General features: G+C 35.7%; 13 protein-coding genes. 9 read left to right on the top strand and 4 right to left on the bottom strand.

What is annotated here, in order from left to right:
- Positions 1 to 2: 2 nt before the first annotated feature.
- Entirely contained in the window at positions 3 to 2,408 is a 2,406-nt protein-coding gene (locus H4J70_RS09570; protein WP_182221447.1) for an ATP-binding protein, read from the top strand.
- Between the two features lie 75 nt (positions 2,409 to 2,483).
- Here the strand turns inward: H4J70_RS09570 and H4J70_RS09565 are convergent, their stop codons facing one another.
- The 3 genes from H4J70_RS09565 to H4J70_RS09555 all read right to left on the bottom strand — a co-directional run bounded on the left by H4J70_RS09565 (position 2,484) and on the right by H4J70_RS09555 (position 8,433).
- Entirely contained in the window at positions 2,484 to 3,521 is a 1,038-nt protein-coding gene (locus tag H4J70_RS09565) for a GGDEF domain-containing protein (RefSeq protein WP_259366358.1), read from the bottom strand.
- Between the two features lie 117 nt (positions 3,522 to 3,638).
- Complete coding sequence (locus H4J70_RS09560; RefSeq protein WP_182221448.1) at positions 3,639 to 5,648, bottom strand: tetratricopeptide repeat-containing sulfotransferase family protein; 2,010 nt, start codon at positions 5,646 to 5,648, stop codon at positions 3,639 to 3,641.
- 130 nt (positions 5,649 to 5,778) lie between these two features.
- Complete coding sequence (locus tag H4J70_RS09555) at positions 5,779 to 8,433, bottom strand: TonB-dependent receptor (protein ID WP_182215382.1); 2,655 nt, start codon at positions 8,431 to 8,433, stop codon at positions 5,779 to 5,781.
- A gap of 255 nt (positions 8,434 to 8,688) precedes the next feature.
- On the opposite strand from H4J70_RS09555, the gene H4J70_RS09550 reads away from it, so the two are divergent.
- On the top strand, positions 8,689 to 10,644 hold the full coding sequence (locus tag H4J70_RS09550; protein ID WP_182215383.1) for a choline BCCT transporter BetT: 1,956 nt from the start codon (positions 8,689 to 8,691) through the stop codon (positions 10,642 to 10,644).
- Between the two features lie 32 nt (positions 10,645 to 10,676).
- Here H4J70_RS09550 and H4J70_RS09545 read toward each other — a convergent pair whose 3' ends face one another.
- A complete protein-coding gene (locus H4J70_RS09545) occupies positions 10,677 to 11,180 on the bottom strand; it encodes a MarR family winged helix-turn-helix transcriptional regulator (protein ID WP_070375187.1) in 504 nt (167 codons plus the stop codon).
- A gap of 998 nt (positions 11,181 to 12,178) precedes the next feature.
- Between H4J70_RS09545 and H4J70_RS09540 the strand changes: the two genes are divergently transcribed.
- From H4J70_RS09540 to H4J70_RS09510, 7 genes are all read left to right on the top strand, one after another.
- Positions 12,179 to 13,906: a CFI-box-CTERM domain-containing protein gene (locus H4J70_RS09540; protein WP_182251022.1), complete on the top strand. Its 1,728-nt coding sequence runs from the start codon at positions 12,179 to 12,181 to the stop codon at positions 13,904 to 13,906.
- Positions 13,907 to 13,908: 2 nt separating this feature from the next.
- Positions 13,909 to 15,078, top strand: coding sequence for a hypothetical protein (locus tag H4J70_RS09535; RefSeq protein ID WP_182251021.1), 1,170 nt, complete (start codon positions 13,909 to 13,911; stop codon positions 15,076 to 15,078).
- A gap of 2 nt (positions 15,079 to 15,080) precedes the next feature.
- Positions 15,081 to 17,636 (top strand): Hsp70 family protein, encoded by a 2,556-nt coding sequence (locus tag H4J70_RS09530; protein WP_182251020.1) that lies wholly within the window; start codon positions 15,081 to 15,083, stop codon positions 17,634 to 17,636.
- Between the two features lie 13 nt (positions 17,637 to 17,649).
- The gene (locus H4J70_RS09525; RefSeq protein ID WP_182251019.1) at positions 17,650 to 19,428 is read left to right on the top strand and encodes an AAA family ATPase; all 1,779 of its coding nucleotides are present in this window, start codon (positions 17,650 to 17,652) and stop codon (positions 19,426 to 19,428) included.
- Between the two features lie 19 nt (positions 19,429 to 19,447).
- Complete coding sequence (locus H4J70_RS09520) at positions 19,448 to 19,957, top strand: hypothetical protein (RefSeq protein WP_182251018.1); 510 nt, start codon at positions 19,448 to 19,450, stop codon at positions 19,955 to 19,957.
- Between the two features lie 296 nt (positions 19,958 to 20,253).
- On the top strand, positions 20,254 to 20,577 hold the full coding sequence (locus H4J70_RS09515; RefSeq protein WP_182251017.1) for a hypothetical protein: 324 nt from the start codon (positions 20,254 to 20,256) through the stop codon (positions 20,575 to 20,577).
- A gap of 274 nt (positions 20,578 to 20,851) precedes the next feature.
- Positions 20,852 to 21,598, top strand: a complete 747-nt coding sequence (locus H4J70_RS09510) for an endonuclease (protein ID WP_182251016.1) — start codon at positions 20,852 to 20,854, stop codon at positions 21,596 to 21,598.
- Positions 21,599 to 21,797: the final 199 nt, after the last annotated feature.

The following is a 21,797-nucleotide window of genomic DNA, read 5'->3' as shown; positions in this document are numbered from 1 at the left end:
GAGTGAAAAAAAATAAAATTTCAATTAATCATTCCATTGGTTTTACTCTACTACGTGGTGTTTTTTCTATTTATATTATTGTCGCGATTGTTGTCACTTTGACACATATGACAATAGAATATTTCAATGTAAAACAAATGATTAAAAATGATCTCGTGCTTTATCAATCCACTTACGAGCAGCCTTTATCTGATGCTCTGTGGGATCTTGACGAAGACCGCATAAACACCATCATCGATGGCGTTATTAAACTGCCTTCGATAACATCGGTGCAGATATTTGATACAAACAATAATATTATTGCTCAACGAACAAGTGACGTTCATCTTGCTTCTAACGAAATCATTGCGGTTGATTTTTTAATCGATCATTATTTTGATATTGAATATCGTCGTGAAGACGAAAATTCATTGGTGGGTGTTGGCGTATTCTATTCAGATAGAGATGTCATACTGAGCAAGTTAAGTACTGGCTTTACGCTAATCATTATTAACTCAATTATCAAAACGCTGGCGCTTTGGGGGATATTTCTTTGGTTAGTAAGACCCATGTTAATTAAACCCCTTGAAGAATTTAGCCATGCTGTAGAAAAATTAAATGTTGATGATTTAGACGACTTTAAGTTGAAAATAGACTCTCCTAAACGAAATGAATTACATGTACTTGCCGATAGTTTTAATCAAATGGCTTTTCGCCTTAACGGTTCACTTCAAGAGATAAAAGCAAGTGCCTTTGCACTTAATCATGCAAATAATTACCTAGAACAATTACTGTTAAGTGCCCAAGAAATGATGCAGGTAAATGACAAAGAAGCGTTATTTAAGCAGTATGTACAGTTTTTACACAAAGGTGTCGACACCTTGCAATCTAGTCAGTTAACGATTACTTATTTGAATCGGATCACTAAAAGTGCCAATGAATTTACTCATGTAAATTATCAATTAAGCGCTGAAGTGATAAAAGGCCATTCATTACTTCATTTTATTAAATGTAGTGAAGAGACCACTGATCAACTGCCTGTAAAATATCAAGCGTTAGCAGCAAAGGCCTTTATGGTGAGAAATGAGATGTCGTCTGAGCTTGTTGTTCCCTTAATGTCAAAAAACCAGCTATTGGGTGTCGTCACACTAGGCTTATTAAAAGAAACCCCACTATCTTTGGCTGATCACTCATATATAGAAACCTTGACTCAACTTTTGGTGCTAATTTTTACTCAGCTTGATAATCAACAATATTTGGAATTTCAAGTAAAAAAACGTACCTTGGAACTTGAACGTTCATATCAAGAAATTGAACAAAAAGCGTCAGAATTAGAAAGGGTAAGTAATTATAAATCACAGTTTCTAGCAAACATGAGTCACGAAATACGTACTCCAATGAATGGTATCTTTGGCTCGCTGCAGATTTTACAAAACTCTGTCGACAATGAAGAATCACATGAGATTATTTTAACCGGATTGTCATCTTGTAAAAGCTTGTTAACCATTTTGAATGATATTTTGGATTTTTCTAAAATTGAGGCAGGCAAAGTAGAGTTTGAGGCCAATTCTTTTGACTTAAAGGAACTGCTCAACAATCTTTATAATGAATTTAAACCGATAGCGGTCGAAAACTCAATCACATTAGCATTGAATTTTGATGATCATTTTCATCAATATTGGCTAGGTGATGTAACGAGAGTAAAGCAGGTCTTGATTAATATTATCTCTAATGCACTTAAGTTTACTCATCAAGGTAGCGTAAATATTAATATTAGTGGCTCACAAGAAGTCGTTATTAAGGTGATCGACACGGGCATAGGCATGTCTGAATATGCATTGAACAGTATTTTTGACCGTTTTGAACAAGCGGATAAGTCGACGACCAGAAAATACGGTGGCACCGGTTTAGGTGTTAATATCGCTTTGAATTTAGCTAAAATGATGGGGGGTAATATAGAGGTACAAAGCAAGCTAGGTGAAGGGAGTTGTTTCGTTATTTCTTTACCTTTGACTCGAACAAATAAACAGAAAATATTGAAAGAAAAAGCACTTTTGGCGACACCGCAATTAAAAAACATCACTATTTTACTTGCTGAGGATACTGCTATTAATCGCACCATATTTAATAAGTTAATGGCGCCAACCAGTGCCAATATATTAATGGCGAAAAACGGCGCTGAATGTATCGAGCTGTTTAAAACTCATCATCCTAAGGTTATCTTTATGGATATTCAAATGCCGGTAATGGATGGTGTTGAAGCCTGTAAAATTATTAGAGCAAGCTCTAATATTCCGATCGTTGCGATAACGGCAAATGTTATGAGTGAAGATGTTGAGTTATACAAAGAGATAGGCTTTGATCGCGTGCTAAGTAAACCTGTACAGCTACAAGAGCTTTACGAGGCTTGTACTAAATACATTGTATGATGGGCATATTTCGATTTTAAGTTATGTTGAGCAGGCGCGATAATCCTTTGATTATCTTGTGATAAAACAGCAAATTTAAAACTTTGGAAAAATTTGATTTCTGCCAGCATTTTTCGCTTGGTAAAGCTGCTTATCTGCACAGTTGATCATTTCATCAATGGTTTGGTTGTCTTTGAATTGCTCAATGCCCATACTCATCCTGACATTAATATCATGGCCTTCATAATGAACAATATGGTGTTGGAGTTTTTCTTGGATTTTTTCTGCTAAAACATGGGCACTTTTGGCTTGGGTTTGCGGTAAAATAAATAAAAACTCTTCTCCACCCCAACGAGCAATACAGTCTTGCTCCCTCATACCATTGGTAAATATTTTTGCCAACTCAATTAATACTGCATCACCCGCATTATGACCGTACTTATCATTAATTTTTTTAAAGTGGTCAATGTCACATAAAATAATAGATAAAGATTCTTTACTTCGAATGACACGTGCTTGTTCTCGTTTTAACAGAGTAAGCGCAGCACGGCGATTAGATAATTGGGTTAGGGGATCTAAATGCGCCAAGCGTTGATATTTTTCACTTAGTTTTAAGGTGTGCTGATAAGATTGATCTCTTGAATATTCATATAGAGCAGAAAGAAAAGTCACGGTTAAAAAAGAGTATAATAAGCGTAATTTAAATTCAGTACTGTAGGCAGTATGAGGAATGATTTCCGTAGGTATACTCATGATTGCAATAGATATTATTACAAAGAACATAATCTCTATCAGACCACGTTTTAGGCCATGAACAAATACTGAGACAGGAGCAACAATAAATATCCATAGTGGACCTGTATTCTCAACGCCACCAGTATATATAAGGTAAAACATTAATATATATAAAGAATACAGAATAATTGCAGAACTTAATTTAATGTTGTTAAATTTTTTGTGGGCATAATAACCGATGAAATAAATCAAGCTGGCGATGAATAATGATATCGCTAAAACAAAGTTTTTGTTAAAAAGACCAACAATTCCCATAACAGCCGTTATCGACATACCTACTAATGCAAATAATGAAATGACATGAGGTTGATGAAATTTTTCGTTATCAAAGTGGTTCATTTTAGCTTATTCTCACAAAATCCTTTTTAGCGAAGGTGTTATTTCGCTGTTTATTTGTTCACTATAACAGTTTGTATAATGGTTTTAAATATTTACTAATCTCTTAATAACAACCGTTTATTCGATGTTTAATACTTTTTTTAATGGTGCTAAGTAAGGTTCAAAGTGACGCCATTGCTCGGTAGCACTTTTATAAATCGGCTGACGGACTTGCTCAGAGCTTGGCGTTTTAATGGTGCGTTTGGTTTTATGAAAATCAACACAAGATTGTTCAAAGCTTAAGCCACAAAAATCAAGTATTCTTCTGACCTGCTTTTCTAAGTCATCAACAACATCTTCGTGATTAACCGTTAAAACAAATCCCGGCAGTACTTGCTGCCAATGAGACATTAATTTCAGATAAGCCTGGTAGTAACGGCCAATGTCTTCAAGGCGGTAACTAAAATCTTGTCCTTCGGCAAATAATTGCTTAAAACCACTAAAGCAACAAGCCATTGGTTGGCGTCTTGCGTCAATAATTTTAGCGTTTGGCAGTATTAATTTAATCAAACCTATGTGTAAAAAATTGTTAGGCATTTTATCAATAAAAAGAGGGGCCTGTTCACGATAGACTCGTGTTTCATCAATAAACTGTTGACCGAAGCGTTTAAAATATGTCGGATTAATTTCAGCTAAATTTTTGGGGTATTGGCTTTCTTTATGGCTTTCCTGCTCATTTTTATTATTCTCGCGCCCGCGTAACCTCGACGCTAAGCCTAAAATGTTGTGCAGTTCCATCGTGCCATCAACTTGACTGTGTGAAGCCAGTATTTGTTCAAGCAGGGTTGAACCTGCACGGGGTAAACCAACAATAAAAATAGGATCCGGTGAGTTAAGGCCTAAATTGCGACGAACTTCAAATAACTCGTGGGTACAGTATTTTATTTGTTCAGCGACTTGTTGTTCTATTTTATTAATGTCAAAGCCATTGCTAGCATGCTGTAATTCATTACCTTGCTGATAAGCTTCAAAGGCTTGCTGATAGTCTTCTCTGTCTTCAAAGGCTTTACCGGTAGCAAAATGTAATTGCACTTTGTCGGTTATCGCCAAATTCTCATCCGTACGCTGGTGTTGCATTTTGGTAATTTCTTCATCACTAAAGCGGTAGGTTTTCGTATTGGCTAAACTCCAAAATGCATCACCGTAGCTGGGGTTTAATTGATAAGCTTTTTGGTAAGCAGCAACCGCTTTTTTGATATCGCCTTGAGCTTTTAGCGCATGACCAAGTTGTAAATAGAAACCGGGGATCTTGTTATCTTGTTTGATGGCTTGCTCAAACAAAGTTATAGCTTGTTCTATTTTACCTAAGCCTGTCAACGTATTGGCTTTGGCGATTTTATAGCTAAGATTGTCTGGTTGTGTCAGTAGTAATATTTCAACCTGCTGCTCTGCGGCTTTATATTTACCTAAACGGATAAGAAGGTTTAGATATTGAGAGCGTGCATGAATATGATCAGGAGCTAATTCAAGGGCGCTAGCCAGTAAAAATTCAGCATCGTCATAAACTTTTAGCTCCATACCTATTTCAGCAAGTAGGCACATGCCATCGACATGACGCTTGTTGTTCTGTAAAAAATGTCGACAAATTTGCTCAGCCTTTAATAATTTCCCTTCATACATTAATTCGGTAACCGCCAGTAATGCCGGCGGTAATTTTTTCAATTTTTCGAGATGGTTAGCTGCCTTTTGCACTTGTTCTTGTTGGCTGTCTTGTCGATAAATTTGAATTAGCTCATGCCAACTACCCACTAAACTTGGATTAAGTTGTACGGCCTTTTCAAAGGATAATTTAGCTTGCTTAACTTTGTTTAAGGCTAAATACGTATAACCTTGTTCTTGATTTGCTCGGCTGTGCAGGGCATCAAGTTTAAGTAACGCGTTAATACTGGTGAGTGCTTGGGTAAATTCTTTGCTATATCGCTGGGCAATAGCCATTAAATACCATAATTCAATGTGGTCTTGCTGTTCGGTGACTTGTTGTTGCAGTGCTTTACTTTGTGCAATCGCTTCGCTAAATTTTGCCGTTTGGATTAAGGTTTGAATCGATTTTAAGTGTGTTTCAATCGGGGGGACAGTTGTGTTGTTCAACGATTTTGCTCCAAGGCAGTTTAACAAGTGGTCTTGCTCTGATGAGATACTCTATCAATAAAAAGCCGCTTGATACAAAGTTCAAGCGGCTTTATTTAGTTTTTAGTTAAAAGTTAATTAACATTAACGCTTAATAAAAATCATACGAGAATCTAAAACCTACAGTACGAGGTCTGTTAGAAACAACTTTTGGCGTATATTGTTGTGTATCTACGTATAGAATGGCACTTTTATCAGTTAAGTTATCGATAAAAAATTCTGCTTTCCATTCGTCGTTAGTCACACCAAAGCTTAAGTTGGCCAAAACGTAACTATCTTGAATGTAACGGCCACCGGCAAAGGTTTCTCCGTTACTACTTTGATAGTTAACACCTTTATAGACATCAGCTTCTTTTTGAATACTTAAACCTGAACCTGTGCCATAAACTAAATTAGTCGCATCTTCGACCATGTAAGCATCCATCGCCATACCCGCAAGTCTTTCGCCGGTATAACTGATTGAACCGTTAATATAACCGGTTAAATCGCCAGAGATATTATAGTAATATTCTGCTTGTAGGTTGCCTGAAAATTTAGCTGAATAAGGTAATCTACTACCAACACTTGGTGCAATGCCATCAAGTACGTCATTAACTGATGTTAATTCAGTATCAATTAAGCTGAACGCGCCCGAGATAACTAAGTTGTCAGTCACTACCCAGCTAAAATCACCATCAATACCTTTGATCTCTGCATCACCTACGTTATCAGTAAATACTAAGAAACTGATATTGGTTGGGTCATAGCGTGAGGTCTGTAGATCAGATATTTTTGAATAATAAGCTGTGGCATTAAAGCGTAGTGATTGGTCAAATAAGGTTGATTTAAAACCAACTTCAATGTTATCTAAGCTATCGGTAGTTGAGTATACCGGTATACGGAAGCCTTCAAAAGCGCCTTCTTGGTTTGCAGCAGAACCACCACCTACACGGTTAGTAACCGGCGGTCTAAAACCTTCTGAATATGAGGCAAAGACCATCACATCGTCCGTTACTTTCCAATCAACAGAGGCTTTGATAATCGTATCATCTACGGTTAATTTACCACTATTATCAAGTAAACTTGTGTCTAACTGACCGCTAGCAATAGCCTCTTTAATGGCCGTTGCTTCTTCTTCACCAAAAAATTCGTTTAAGGCAGCGTCACTTCCGTCACCAAAGGCACGTAATCGACCACTAACATCAGCGGTTGTTGTCGACCCTTTATAAATGTCATCAATTTGATACCAACGGGCACCAAAACTTGCGGTAACTGTGTCGGTTATGTCATAAGCAAATTGACCAAATACCGCGACTTGATCTATCGTGTGGGTAACATCATTAACAAAACTGACTTCAGCAGGGAAAGGCCCACCATTACTGTTAATACCTTCACTACCAACAAGTGTTCTTTGTAAATCAGGAAAAAGTTCAGTATTGGCTATTTTAAATTGACCCACTGATGATACTTCTTGCGTGTCATAAAAAACACCAGCCGTAACACGCCAGTCTTTATCAGCAGGCGTATTGAAACGTAGCTCATGAGTCATACGAGAGGTACTAGTTTCTTCTTTGTAATACTTAGTTGGGTCAAGACACTCTTGTGCTTCAGGTGCACTTGCATAGTTACAAACATAATAAGCTGAAAATTGACCACCATTGGTATAACCGGTGTAATCAATCGTTGAATTAATATCTCTGTCTAAGTAACCACCAGTATAAACGATATCAAGTTGCTCAAGGCGACCTTCTAGTGTCCAGGTGGTTAAACCAAAATCATCATTATTATTTTCTGGTACAAAACGGTTTGTTGATGTTTGACCTTCAAGATTTGGATCATAAGAAAACACACCTTCAGTATCGAGAGACTGTTGAGTGTGTTGAACTAAAAGGTTCCATTCGTCATTGATCAAGTATGAGGCACCAAAACGTGCACCAGCATAATTAGCAGTGTTAAAGTCGTCTTCTACTAAAGCATCGTTTTGTGGTGCGGTAGTTGGAGTATTTTCTGGATCAGCTAGTTTAGCAAAATTAGCTGAAATTCTATCAATAACTACTGCACTACCGTTGTAACCACCTTGACCAGGGACATTGCGAATATTATCTATCCAACCGCCTTGGTGATCATTGTAAGTAGCAACACGAACAGCAAGTGAATCCGTTAAAGACATATTGAAATAAGCTTCAACAGAATTACTTAAGTCCCCGCCTTTTGTGGTACTTGTGCTGGTATCAAAACCGGCAGAAAAACCATCATGGTTTGGTTTTTTGGTAATCAAGCGAACTGTGCCCGATTGCGAGCTAGCACCAAAGAGTGTGCCTTGTGGCCCAGGTAAAACTTCTATACGTTCAACATCAGTCGCGTAAACATCTAAGTTACGTCCTTGCATGGAAACGGGTTGTTCGTCTAAGTAAAAAGCAACTGACGGTTGCAATGCCTGTACTGACGAGACAGATATGTTTGTTTGTGCGGTAGCTGCACCACGGATATATATTTCATTTTGTCCAGGGCCAGTGCCCTGAAAAACAACATTAGGTAAAAATTCTACATATTCGTCAAAATTTGACACCCCAAGTTTTTCTAAACTAGCACCCGTTAAGGCGGTAACGGTAACAGGAACATCTTGAATAGACTCTGTGCGTTTAGTTGCAGTAACTTCAATAACTTCTATCGTTGCTTTTTGTTGCTTTGTGACTTCTTCAGCAGAGAGAGCGCTCGATGCAGCTAGTGCTGTAAGCACAGCATAATGCAACTTAGTGAATTTCATATTAAGTATCCCTTGGTGTTTAATTATGTTTTGAGTTGATATTATTAGAGTTCTAACTATATTTATTCGCGTATAGCTTAACAAAAAATAGGACTTATAGATAATTTTTACAAATCTTTATATATTAGTTGGTGTATTTGTGTTTCTAATAGAGCATTTGTTCCTCTTTAAATTTTCTTGTGTTGTATACAGAATTGTTTACAGCATGGCTTAAGTCGATATAATATCAATACTAATTAAAATCAGGGGAAGAATTTGCCTACAACCGTTAAGAGTCAATTAAACAAGAAGGTATTTGGCAGTGCCTCCGCTATTATTATTGCCTTGTTAGTTTATACCGCTGCACTACCTCAACAGGCGCAAAGTTTATTCACACTTATTCAAACGAGTATTATTGAAAATGGTAGTTGGTTCTATGTACTGACTGTCGCATTCATCTTCTTTTTTGTTATCTTTTTAGGCGTTTCTCGTTATGGCGATATTCGCTTAGGTCCAGATCATTCAACACCTGACTACACCTTAGTCTCTTGGCTGTCGATGCTCTTTGCTGCTGGAATGGGCATTGGCTTAATGTTTTTTGGTGTCGCAGAACCCTTAATGCACTATTTGTCACCACCAACAGCAGAAACAGGTACGGTTGAAGCCGTGCAAGAAGCAATGAAAATGACATTTTTTCATTGGGGACTTCATGCCTGGGCTATCTATGCCATTGTTGCCTTAGTATTAGCCTATTTTAGTTATCGTCATAATTTACCATTAACGTTACGCTCTGCACTATATCCTTTGATTGGAGACAGAATATATAAATGGCCAGGACATTTGGTCGACATTTTTGCTGTGGTGAGTACGGTCTTTGGTGTTGCTACTTCGCTGGGCTTAGGTGCCTCACAAGTTAATGCGGGTTTTGGTTATTTATTCGGTATTGAAGTCTCAGTCACTAATCAAATAATTATTATGTTTGGTATCACGTCACTTGCGGTTATATCAGTTGCCACAGGGCTAGATAAGGGCATTAAAATACTTTCTGAAACCAACATGGTTTTAGCGGTGATCTTGTTATTTTTGATTTTTGTGCTCGGCCCGACAGTCTTTTTATTACAAGCCTATTTACAAAATATTGGTGATTATTTAGCGGATATTGTTCATAACACCTTTAATTTATTCGCTTACAAAAAGACTGACTGGATAGGTGGCTGGACAATCTTCTATTGGGGCTGGTGGTTGGCGTGGGCACCTTTTGTTGGTTTGTTTATTGCCAGAATTTCACGTGGCCGTACTATCAGAGAATTCATTATCGGCGTTATGCTAATACCCACGGTCTTCACTTTATTTTGGATGACTATTTTTGGTAATAGTGCGATTGATTTGGTTTATAATCAAGGCATTGTCGAATTAGGAGAGATGGTCAGTAAAGACTCATCCGTTGCCTTGTTTGTCTTTCTTGAAAACTTCCCATTATCTTCGGTGTTGTCATTCTTTAGTGTCTTAATGATTGTGATATTTTTTGTCACCTCCTGTGATTCAGGCGCTATGGTCGTTGATATGCTTTGCTCGCATGGCAAAAATGATACGCCGCTATGGCAACGTGTTTATTGGGCGGTAGGTATTGGTATCGTTGCGGCAATATTATTATTGGCTGGTGGTCTTAATGCCCTCCAAACCATGACCATTGCCAGTGCTCTACCTTTTACTATCGTATTATTACTGGCCATTGCAGGCTTGATTAAATCGTTAAGAGTTGAAGCTTTTAAGCAGGATAGTCAGCTAATCACAGCAATACCTCACTCAGGTAATGAGAATAGTGATAGTTGGCAAATGCGCTTAAAGAATGTTGTCGATTTCCCCAACAAAGCTAATGTCAGTAAGTTTGTTACGCAGACAGTCGTTCCAGCATTTGATTCTGTCGCTAAAGAGCTACAAGCCAATCAAATCAATGTTGAAATCTCACATGACGATGGGCTGACGTTAATTGTCGACCATGGTGAAGCACAAGAGTTTGTTTATCGGGTGTTAGCTCGTAAGTACTCTCAACCTGACTATGTTATTGAAGCCAATGAAGCGGAAGATGAGCAAAGTTATTATCGTGCTGAAGTTCACTTGGGCGAAGGTGGTCAAGACTATGACATTATGGGCTGGTCGAAAACGGCAGTGATCAATAATATTATTGATCAATACCACAAGCATTTGCATTTCTTACATTTGTTACGCTAATAGACAACAGCTCGGGTTAAACCGAGCTGTATTTACTTATTAGATGCGTCAGCTTTACTACTGCTGCTGGCGCTCATCGCATCAAGCTCTAATAACGGAGCCGCATCTATTTCATTTGCATCCATCATTCCAGCCAATCGTTCCATAGATGAAAGCAACTGTGATTGCTCCCATTGCGCTAAATTCGAAAATTTATCAATAAAATGCTCTTGCAATGCTTGGGGGGCATTGAGTAAAAGTGCTTTACCATCCTCGGTTAAATATAAGCTCACTCTACGTTTATCTTGGGTACTACGTATTCTTGAAACTAAGCCTTTATTCTCTAGCCTGTCCAAAATATTGGTCACGGTAGCAGCACTTAAATTAACATTTTTGGCTACTTGGCTTGAATTTATACCAGAAACTTTATCTATTTCTAGCATAATTAATAATTGTGGACTGGTTAAACCCGAAGTTTTATTAAGGTGTTTTGAATGTAAATCGATTGCCCTGATGACTTTCCTTAAGGCAATTAATAATTGTTGATGTTTTTCCATTACAGTGTGCTTCTTACTTTAATTACTATTAGTTTAATCAAAAAAAACAGCAACACCTAGACAAATTACCTAAATAGGCGTTATTAGATGGTTTTAAAGAGAAATTTAGAAAAACCCTATAACTAAAGGGACTTGAACCCACAGTAAGCGAAAATGGCATCACTGATGGATGTGTGTTTTCTTTGAGATAAACTTATAAAGAATGGGGTAGGCTAAAGGGACTTGAACCCACGGTAAGCGAAAATGGAATCACTAATGGATGGATGTTCTATTTGAGATAAACTTATAAAGAATGGGGTGGCTAAAGGGACTTGAATCCACGGTAAGCGAAAATGGAATCACTGATGGTTTTATTTAATATGTTATAGGTGTGCTTATAAAGAATGGGGTGGCTAAAGGGACTTGAACCCTCGACAACCGGAATCACAATCCCTTTGACAGTATAGGATTTACTTAGATTAACGTGTATCAAGGTTGATATTACTCGTGTTGATCATGTCATAGTTTGGATTTAGGTGTAATTCATTAGCTTTGCAAACTCACAGAATAGTACCAGAGTAAATTTTTGATTATTTATATAAACTTTTTTAAAACTAACGTCCAAACACCCATTAATGCCCAAATTATTCTTTTTTGAGGTGATCTTCTAAGATTTTTCTGTTTCCTTTGTTAATTTCAAAATTTTAGCGTAAGGAAAAAAACGTTCAGCAGAATTATGCTTAGTAATATTGGGTTCTAACAGTTTTTGATAAGCTTATTGAGTTAACTCTGTGTTATTTTCTTTTGTTAATTTAACCGAACGTTGTAAATGTTTGTTGAACTTAGATATTTTTTTTGTTATTAATTAATTAATTATTTAGGGAATGATAATTAAACTTTATACTTACAGTTATTACAGGGAAGTCATTAATTGAAATCTACACCTCTGCCATATACTTGGATATCAAGTTTTATTTATTTTTCTATCTCTATCGTTATAAGTGGTTAAGAGGTAATAAATGGACTTGATTCATGAAAACCCTTTTCGTATATTGGGATTAAATGCCAACTCAACGGAAAGAGAGTTACAGAAACAGATAGCGAAAGTTAAGCGTTATCTCGATGTCGGAAAAACCGTACACTTCCCTACAGACTACCCGTTCTTAAGAGCAATTGAACGTCCTATAGATTTAATCCATCAAGCATCTGGACAAATAGAGCAAAGTTATAAAAAATTTTACTACGCATTATTTTGGTTTGTAAGTGAAACATCTTTTGATGAAATAGCTCATAAAAAACTTGAAGATAATGAAGTATCATCGGCCATTGAAATATGGAGTAAAAAAATAAAAGAAGAAGTAAATGATAAAAGTTTTTCTGCTTACTTAAATTTATCATCATTGTATTTAGCGCTATCATTTGATGGAAAAAGAATTAACCATAAAATGCTAAGTAAAGGCCTCTATTTAAAAGGGAAACTTTTAAGAAGTCAGTCTTTGTCTAAATTAACGCAACTATTACATATTAAGTCAGACTGTATAAACTCAGAAGAACTTACGGTGCAATTTGTAGATGAAACATTGCAATGGCTTAGCCCTTATATTGGTAGGTCACATGGAATTAAAACAAGTGGTGTTATTGAGTTGTTTAGTGCGTTTCCTTCGAGTATTCAGAAGTATTTAGCAGATAAATTTACAGAAGAGCCTGTCCTAGAAATTAAAAGCAGAATTGATAAGTGCACTCAACGTAGAAAAGAGTCCTCTTTAGAGGCGAATCGATTTGGGAAAGAATTATACAGTAGTTCTAAAGGCTGGCTAGATTCCCTTAGGGAAACCCTAGGTGGTGATAATGTAAAATATCAATTATTAGCAAATAATCTTGCCAATGAAATTCTTCAATGCAGCATAGACTACTACAACTCGCAATCAAAAGATGGAAATGATGATGCACATAGAGATGCATTATTAGTACTAAGTTTTTCTGAAAAAATAGATAGTTCAGGTCAAACCGTTGATCGAATAGAGGAGAGCAGAGAGACTTTAGAGGGTTTATTAGAAGAAAGGGAAGAAGAAAAAAAAGCAGAGCAATTGATAGCAGGAGTAAAAACGAACATCGCCAATATTACTCGCGCAATTGAAAGCTTTCAAAATTCTAATGATTCCATAAAAACTGCAACTAATTTGGTAAATAGATGTGTAGATGATTTGGAGTCTATAGGCAATGAATTAGGTAGAGATGATGAAACTTATATAATGTTTTGCGATGCGATAGCAAATAATGCGCTCAGTATGCTAATTGCTGTTGTAAATGAAATGCAGGAAAACCCTAAGCAATATGGTCTCAATAATATGCTTAGCTCGTTTACTCAAGCCAAGGAGTTGACTCAAAAACTACTTAACATAAGTGGATCATATGAAGTTAAAGCGAGAGTAAGGGAGAACTTGCAAACAATATCTGATTTAAAATCAACTATCGAGCAAATTAATAGAAAAGTTAGTAGTCAAGTTAAAAGCCAAAATAATAGCGGTTGTTATATAGCAACAATGGCATACGGCAGTTACGACCACCCTCAAGTATTAGTTCTTAGACAGTTTAGAGATAATGTTCTTAGCCAGAGTTGGTACGGGAAATTATTTATAAAAGTCTATTACAAAACATCCCCTCATTTAGTTTCTTTGCTAAAGGGACATGAAAAATCAAACTCATTTATCAAAAATCAATTAGATAAACTTATTAGGAAGTTATAGAAGTGAAAAAAATATCATTTTTAATCCTGCTAGCCTTTATAACAAGTGGCCAAGCAGTAGCAGAAGAGTGTGCTATTGAAGATAAGTTTTATCAAAAAGTTACACAAAAAGTTGATGGGAATTCATTATTTGGTACTGATGCATCTGTTGAACAATTGCTCCAAGCCGGCACCATCAGCCGCAACCAAGTGGCTTGTGTAGAAAAAAAACTCAAAAGCCTAATTGAAAACTTAAATAAGCTAAAAGTTATTACTGAACAAAATAGCTCAAATATCCATATCAATGAAAGTAAAATTGTCACACTAAATTCAACAATCAGTGATATTGATAAAGACCTAAACCAAAAGCTCAATAAAATAAATCAACAAACTAAGCAATTAAACCTGTTGATTACTGATAACCAATCAATTATTGAGCGTGATTTAGTATCACTTAAAGAAGAATACAAAAAATCGGATGAAGAGCTAATTGCAGAGGTTAAGAGCCTAAAACAGTTGGTAGGTGATGAATCATCTAAATTAAACAAAGTTATTAAACAACTAAAAGCATTTACTAATGAAACAGATTATAGCCTTGAAAAGCTTTCAACTGATACATCAGGTAATGTCTTAAGGCTCGATGATTATATTTGGTATTTAGTTATCGCCATTGGCATAACGGCTTCCCTTCTTATCGTTTCGTTTTTTGTTTCTAGATTATTTACGGTTAATAAAGAGAAATCCATTTTAGATACCCTTAATATGTTCAAACAAGATGTTGAGTCAAATATCTTAAATGCCGATAAAAAGCTCGCCGAACTATTAGAGTTACTCTCAAACAATCTTAACACCCAAAAGTCTTCAGATGAAGATCACTCTTTAGCAATAAAAGTAGCTGACGAAATTGTCAGAATTGAAAAAAACATCATAAGAATGGATGCCAAAACGAAAGGGTTAAAGCAACTCGTAGCATCGGTTAAACGGATACAAGATAACTTTGCTGCCAATGGGTATGAAATAGTGAAAATGTTAAATCAACCTTATGATGACAGAATGAAAGCATCTGTTTCTTTTGTAACAACTGATGAACTAGAAACAGATGAACAGTTAATTACGAAAGTAATCAAACCGCAGGTAAATTACAAAGGTTCTGCAATACAAGTTGCAGAAATTGAAGTCAGTGTAGGGGAATAATAATGGCTAGAAATAAAATTGATTATGGTATTGACCTTGGAACCACAAACTCTGCAATTTCGAGAATAGAGAAAGGTGAACCAACTATTATTAAAACGGATACCTTAAAAGACACTCTGCCTTCTTGTATTTTCTTTAATAAGAAGAAAGCTATTCAAGTAGGCGACTCTGCGCATAGTGCTTTAAAAAGAGACAAACTAAAAGCATTAAAGAATCCAGGAAAAGCTATTAGCAATGCTTTTATTGAATTTAAACGTACCATGGGGACGGATAAAAAATATTATTCTCAAGTCATGGATCATGAATATAACTCTGAAGAGTTATCTTCTGAAGTATTAAAAGCATTAAAGTCATTTGTTTCTGATGAAAGTGTTAACTCTGTTGTTGTAACAGTACCAGCAAAATTCACCAGTAATCAGAAAGATGCCACACTTAGGGCTGCAGAACTTGCTGGATTTTCTCAATGTGAATTACTTCAAGAGCCTATAGCGGCGGCAATGGCTTATGGAACCACTTCATCAATAAAAGATGGACACATTTTAGTGTTTGATTTTGGAGGAGGAACTTTTGATGTAGCACTTGTTGAAGTGCACGAAGGAATCATGAAAGTTATTGATACTGAAGGGGATAACTATTTAGGTGGCAAAAACTTAGACCTTGCTATAGTCGATAAAATTATTATCCCTTATCTAAAAGAAGAGTATGAATTAGATGATTTGCTGTCCGATGAGCAAAACAATAAAGCATTACAAGCGTCAATGAAGTTTTATGCAGAAGAGACCAAAATTCAAATGTCTTTTAACGATACGCATAACATTTTATCCGATTTAGGTGATATCCCTATCGAAGATGATGATGGGGAAGAGTTAGAGTTAGATATCACTGTTACCCAAGAGATGATGAGAGTAGCAGTCGGGCCAGTATTTCAAAAGTCTATTGATACTTGTAAAGAGCTGTTAAACAGAAATAAAGTATCTGCGACTTCTCTTAAGTCACTATTGCTTGTTGGCGGGCCAACCTATTCTCCTATTCTTAGATCCATGCTCGAAGATCAATTAATAAAACCTGACTTAGGTGTAGATCCGATGACCGTTGTGTCAAAAGGGGCTGCCTTATTTGCCGCAACGGTCGATATCTCAGAAGAAGTACAAGAAGAACAACGAGATAGAGCTAAAATACAATTACAGTTAAGCTATGAATCTACTACGGTTGAAGAGGAAGAGTTTGTTGCTGTAAAAATACTTGAAGAAAAAACAGATGGTGATATCCCTGAAAAGGTTTTTGTTGAGTTTACTAATAGTGACAAAACTTGGTCTACAGGTAAGACCCTAGTAGAAGAAAGTGGTGAAGTAATTGACGTTATTTTAAAACAAGATACATCAAACTTATTCAGTATCACGGTAAGTGATGAAAAGGGAAATATTATCGATTGCGAACCTGAGTCATTTACAATTTTTCAAGGTTCTAAAATTGGCAGTGCAACCCTTCCGTACCATTATGGTGTAGAAATTAAGAGCCGACAATCGGGTAAAATAATATTTGATCCAATAAAAGGATTGGAAAAAAATCAACCAACGCCGGCAGTGGGAACCAAAAATGGTTTAAGAACGCAAAAAGCTATTAGACCAGGGCTTAAAGAAGACTCTTTAAAAGTTGCACTGTATCAAGGAGATCACAATGCTACGGGAACAAGAGCAATAAATAATGAACATGTTTATGATGTGCTTATAACAGGAGAGCATTTACCAAAACTTCTCCCTGAAGGCAGTGATGTTGAACTGACTGTAAAAATAGATAAATCGGAAAGGATGACACTATCTGCATATTTCCCTACCCTAGACTTCACTCATGAAATTGAAGTTCCTAAAGATACAACTCAAAAGGAAATTCCAGCAGAGTATTTAGGAAAAGAAATAAACAAAAGCATTCAATCTCACCAATTGATCTGTGAAGAAGGCGTTTATCAAGATAAAGCTGAACTTGACTCATTAGAGTCAGAGCTAAGTAGTATTAAAGAAGAGTTTGAGTTAGGGAAGACTGATTATGATAGGAAAATGGGTATTCTTAATCGGTTACGTGCAGCTATTAAAAAGATAGAAACAATTCAAGATGATAGTGAGTGGCCAAAAGTTGAAAAAGAGTTGAAATCAGTTTTTTATCAACTAGAAGAAACAAATGAGGAATTCGAAAACGAAAAAGCTAAAACCCTCATAAGTCAATTTAAGGCCCAAATACCTGAAGTGATTAAACATAAAGATGTAACTGTAGCGCAAGAGTTGATAGATAATATGCGCCAATTGAATTTTGCTATCACAGATGAAGGGCTTGGTGCTCAAATGGAAATAGCACTGCTTTATAACTTTAATGAAGAATTCGATATGTTGCAGTGGTCAGATCGTTATAGTGCAAGAGCTTTATTAGATAGAGGACTACAAATTGCCGTAGATTCTCCTTCGAAAGATAGACTTCGTCCTATTGTGTCAGAGCTATATAAAATGTTACCTCAAGCTGACAAAGCGATACTCAGTGAAGGCGATGGTACAGAACTAATTGGTTAAGGGAGAGATTGACTTGAAAAGTATATTTGATAAGCAAGAATATATTGACTCTAAGTACCAAATATTATTCTGCTTGGAAAATAATGCTAACTGTGAACTGTTCAGAGCAAAAGACAAGGATGACAAAACTTGTCTTGTTGCTTTGTATAATAGCTCAAAAATTCATAGGCATAGTTTTGCAGCTGAAATCTTACTTGAGTCAGAAATACTAAGAAAAATAGAACATGAGAATATTGTTTCGTATGTTGATAGTGGTGAAGTTTATAAAAATAACTCTAAGTATCATTATTTAGTAACAGAGTTTGTTAGTGGAGAAAGCTTAAAGGAAAAGATGACAAGGGATGGTCCTTTTTCACAATTTTCCGCAGTATCTCTAATACTAAAAGTAATTAAAGCTATTGAAGTATTGCATAACCATAAACCTGCAATTGTGCACAATAACCTCAATATGCAAAATATTGTACTTGATTACGCTAAAGAGACTATTCATCCAATAATCACAGGCTTTCAGTGTTCGAGATACCTACAGGATGTTAACCAATCTATAAATATTAAGTTGTTAAATCCTTTTTATGTAGCTCCAGAATTATATAACGGCGTTTATACAGTGCAGAGCGACATATTTGCTCTAGGGGCAATGCTTTATCATATGATCTTTGGTATTCCTCCTTGGCATTTGGAAAGAAAACCTGCGGCCGAACATTTTCAACCTGAATTTGTTGAAGCTCTGTTTGAAAAAAGAGAAGAAAGGTTAAAGTTTTTACCTCCTTGCGGGGGAGTACTCGAGGATGAAAGTTTAAAAAACACTTTACGTAAAGCCTTACATCAGGATGTAGACCAACGTTTCAGTAATCTAAATGAATTTTTAGCTGCGTTAAATAACCCTATTCGTATAGAAGAAGGGAATACTGAAAGCCCAATAAGTAACTCTGCTGGTGTAAGAAAAACACCTAGAAAAGGAGCCGGATTTTCTGCAATTGCAGGTATGTCTGATTTAAAGGAAACATTTAATAATGATGTAATTAGGGCGTTAAATGAACCGGAGTTATACAAGAACTACGGATTAACCATACCTAATGGCATGCTATTGTACGGTCCACCTGGGTGTGGCAAAACGTTCATATCACAACGATTTGCAGAAGAAGTGGGTTTTAATTTTGTAGAGTTGAAGCCTTCAGATATCAAGAGTCAATTTATTAATGCTACTGAAGAGAATATAGGGAGAATTTTTAAAGATGCATCAGATAATGCTCCTTCAATTGTTTTTATAGATGAAATTGATGCTGTTGTTCCTAGCAGAGAAGATAGTAATCTGCATCAAATGCATGCCGCGCCAGTAAATGAATTTTTGGCACAAATGTCAAACTGTTCAGAAAGAGGCATATTTGTAATAGCAGCTACTAATAGGCCTGAGAGAATAGACTCTGCCATTCTAAGAACGGGGCGTTTAGATAAAATAATCTACCTCCCTCCCCCTGACTTTTATGCCAGATTCGAAATGTTCAAGCTTTATTTAAAAGATAGACCAGTGGAATTAGATTTTGATTATGAATTGATAGCTACTAAAACTGAAAACTATGTCTCAAGTGATCTAAAGTTTTTGATTGATGAATCTTCAAGAGCAGCTTTGAGTGAAAAAGTCAGAATATCTACAGAGCATGTTTTAAGTGCCATTAAAACAAACAGGCCATCAGTTTCTCACTCTGAACTAAAAAAATATGAAGAATTGAAGAACAAAATTGAGGGTGATAAGGCTGATCCAGCCGAAAAACCTATGGGCTTTATTCAGTAAACGTTTAGGATTTAAAATAATGGAAAAAATAGAATTTAAAAAATTGTTATTTAAAATTGCTTTTTGCACCATGGGGTGTGATGGGGATATTGATCCTCTTGAAATAGAGGAAATGAAAAGTATAGATAAAAACACTTCCTTCTTTAATGATGTTGATTTATCACTTGAACTAGAGCAGTTAATAATAGAATTTAAAGGTAAGGGGATTCAGCTAGTTTCTGAAATGTTTGAGGAGTTAGATAGTACTGAATTGAACCCTATTCAGGAATTAATTCTATTAGAGGTTGCATTAAGGCTTATCAATGCGGATGGTAAACATGATGAAAATGAAAAAAGGTTTATCCAGCATTTGCGAGCACATTTAAAGGTACATGATGAAGAAATACTCGAAAGATTTGGAGAAGTAGATATTTTACATGTTAACCCATACGCTGGGCGCATCAGAGATTCTGGTTCCAAAAAAGTTAAGTTAGATATTAAAATGCCTGATGAAAAAAGCCTAAAGAAAATTGATTTTAAATTTGATTGAGATTTAAACACTTATCCTTTCCTTTTTTCAGAAAAATGGCGCGAAGATTAATTGAAAATAAATGTGTACTAATGTTATTAGTTGGTAACTTACATCTAGTATTTGCGCAATATATTCTTTTGTTACCTCTGCAGTTACTTCGCCCCTGCTAATACGTTATTTTTTAGGATTAAAAATAAAAAAATTAATTTGTTCATACATAGATTTAAAAGCTGGATGGGGAAAATCAAGTAATAACCTTCAGTCAATCTCAAAACTCATTAAAAATAAAAAACTAACACATAAGGACTATGACAATGTTTGGATTGTTTAAAAAAAAGAAGCCAAGAAGTATATTGGATGAGCTTGATTCCGTAACTGTAAATATGTATCGACCATTGTTGAAACATAAAAAAAACACTTCGGATGATAAAATTCTTGAAATAGTTCAAACAGTCATGAGTTCATTTCAGCAAGCTTCTGAAAGTAAAGGGGAACGAATTCCAGGTAAAGTTTTAATTAATATTTGCGCCCATTTTATATGCGTATATGATTCGCAGAATCAGGATTTTTTCATGAAACATGTGCCATATGAAATCAATGTATATTTAAATTCTGGGCTAAGGGATACCTACCTTTAATCATAACTAAGTAAACTAGGTGTGGCAGCGTTGAACTCAATTGAGTGATTGAATCGGCTGATAGTGAGGAGGTTAGGTTTTACTTTCCACTCATACCTATTGTACAAGAATCACCACATGCTGACCTAAATGCTCTATGTGATATAGATGATATTTTTGAAAACTTTTTTTGATTCAAATTTATAGCGTGTTATTGTCTTTTCGCTTATTCGAAACGCCACAGTTTAGGCTGTGGTATTTTATTTTTGTTTAATTATTTATAAAAGAATATTAGATGCAATATTTTAAGAATATACGTTTTTCAATTGTTTTCTTTACCTTGATATTAATACAACAAACGTCATTAGCGAACAATCAAAAAATAGAATCATTCAGTAAAGCAAAAAAACTATTAGAAAAGCAAGTTTATCAAAATCACCAAGTAACTCTCTACTGTGCAGCCAAGTTCAAAACCGATAAACAAGTCATTTTCCCTGATGGTTTTCATACAACTAAATACATAAAAAGGTCTAAAAAAATTGAATGGGAACATGTTGTTCCGGCTGAAAATTTCGGACGTGCGTTTTCTGAGTGGCGTGATGGCCATAATAAGTGTGTAAGTAGTAAAAGTAAGTCTTTTAAAGGGCGAAGATGTGCTGAAAAGGTAAATGTTGAATATCGTTACATGCAAGCTGATATGTTCAATCTATATCCTGTCATAGGAGCCGTTAATGCTTTACGTAGCAACTACAACTTCACCATGTTACCAGGTGAAGAAAGTAGTTTTGGTAGTTGTGCTATGAAAATTAATAATAGAAAAGCTGAACCACCTCAAAATGCTAGAGGTAGGATCGCTCGGACTTACTTATATATGGATGAAGCTTATCAGCGATACTCTATGAGTAAACAGCAAAAAAGATTGATGAACGCTTGGGACAAAACATATCCAATTAGTGAATGGGAATGTGCCAGAGCTAAGAAAATAACAGAAATTCAGGAAAGTGAAAATTCAGTTATTAAATTACGTTGTAAGAGCTTATAACTTGATGTTGACTCTGTAACACTTTGTAATATAGACTTATCTAAAGTATTTAACTAGTGACTATCATGCCTTCATTTATTGTATTTATTATTTCCTTTGTTGTTATCCTTGTTCTTAATCAAATAGGCTATGGGGGCTGTTTCAAAAGTTATTGCATAGGGGCAGCTATGCCTAAAGTAATATTTTTTGCCGCAGTGGT

The organism is Colwellia sp. BRX8-9 (assembly GCF_014077245.1).
Lineage (GTDB): Bacteria > Pseudomonadota > Gammaproteobacteria > Enterobacterales > Alteromonadaceae > Colwellia_A.
Note: the sequence above shows the minus strand (reverse complement) of the source record. Positions and strands in the feature narration are given on the sequence as shown.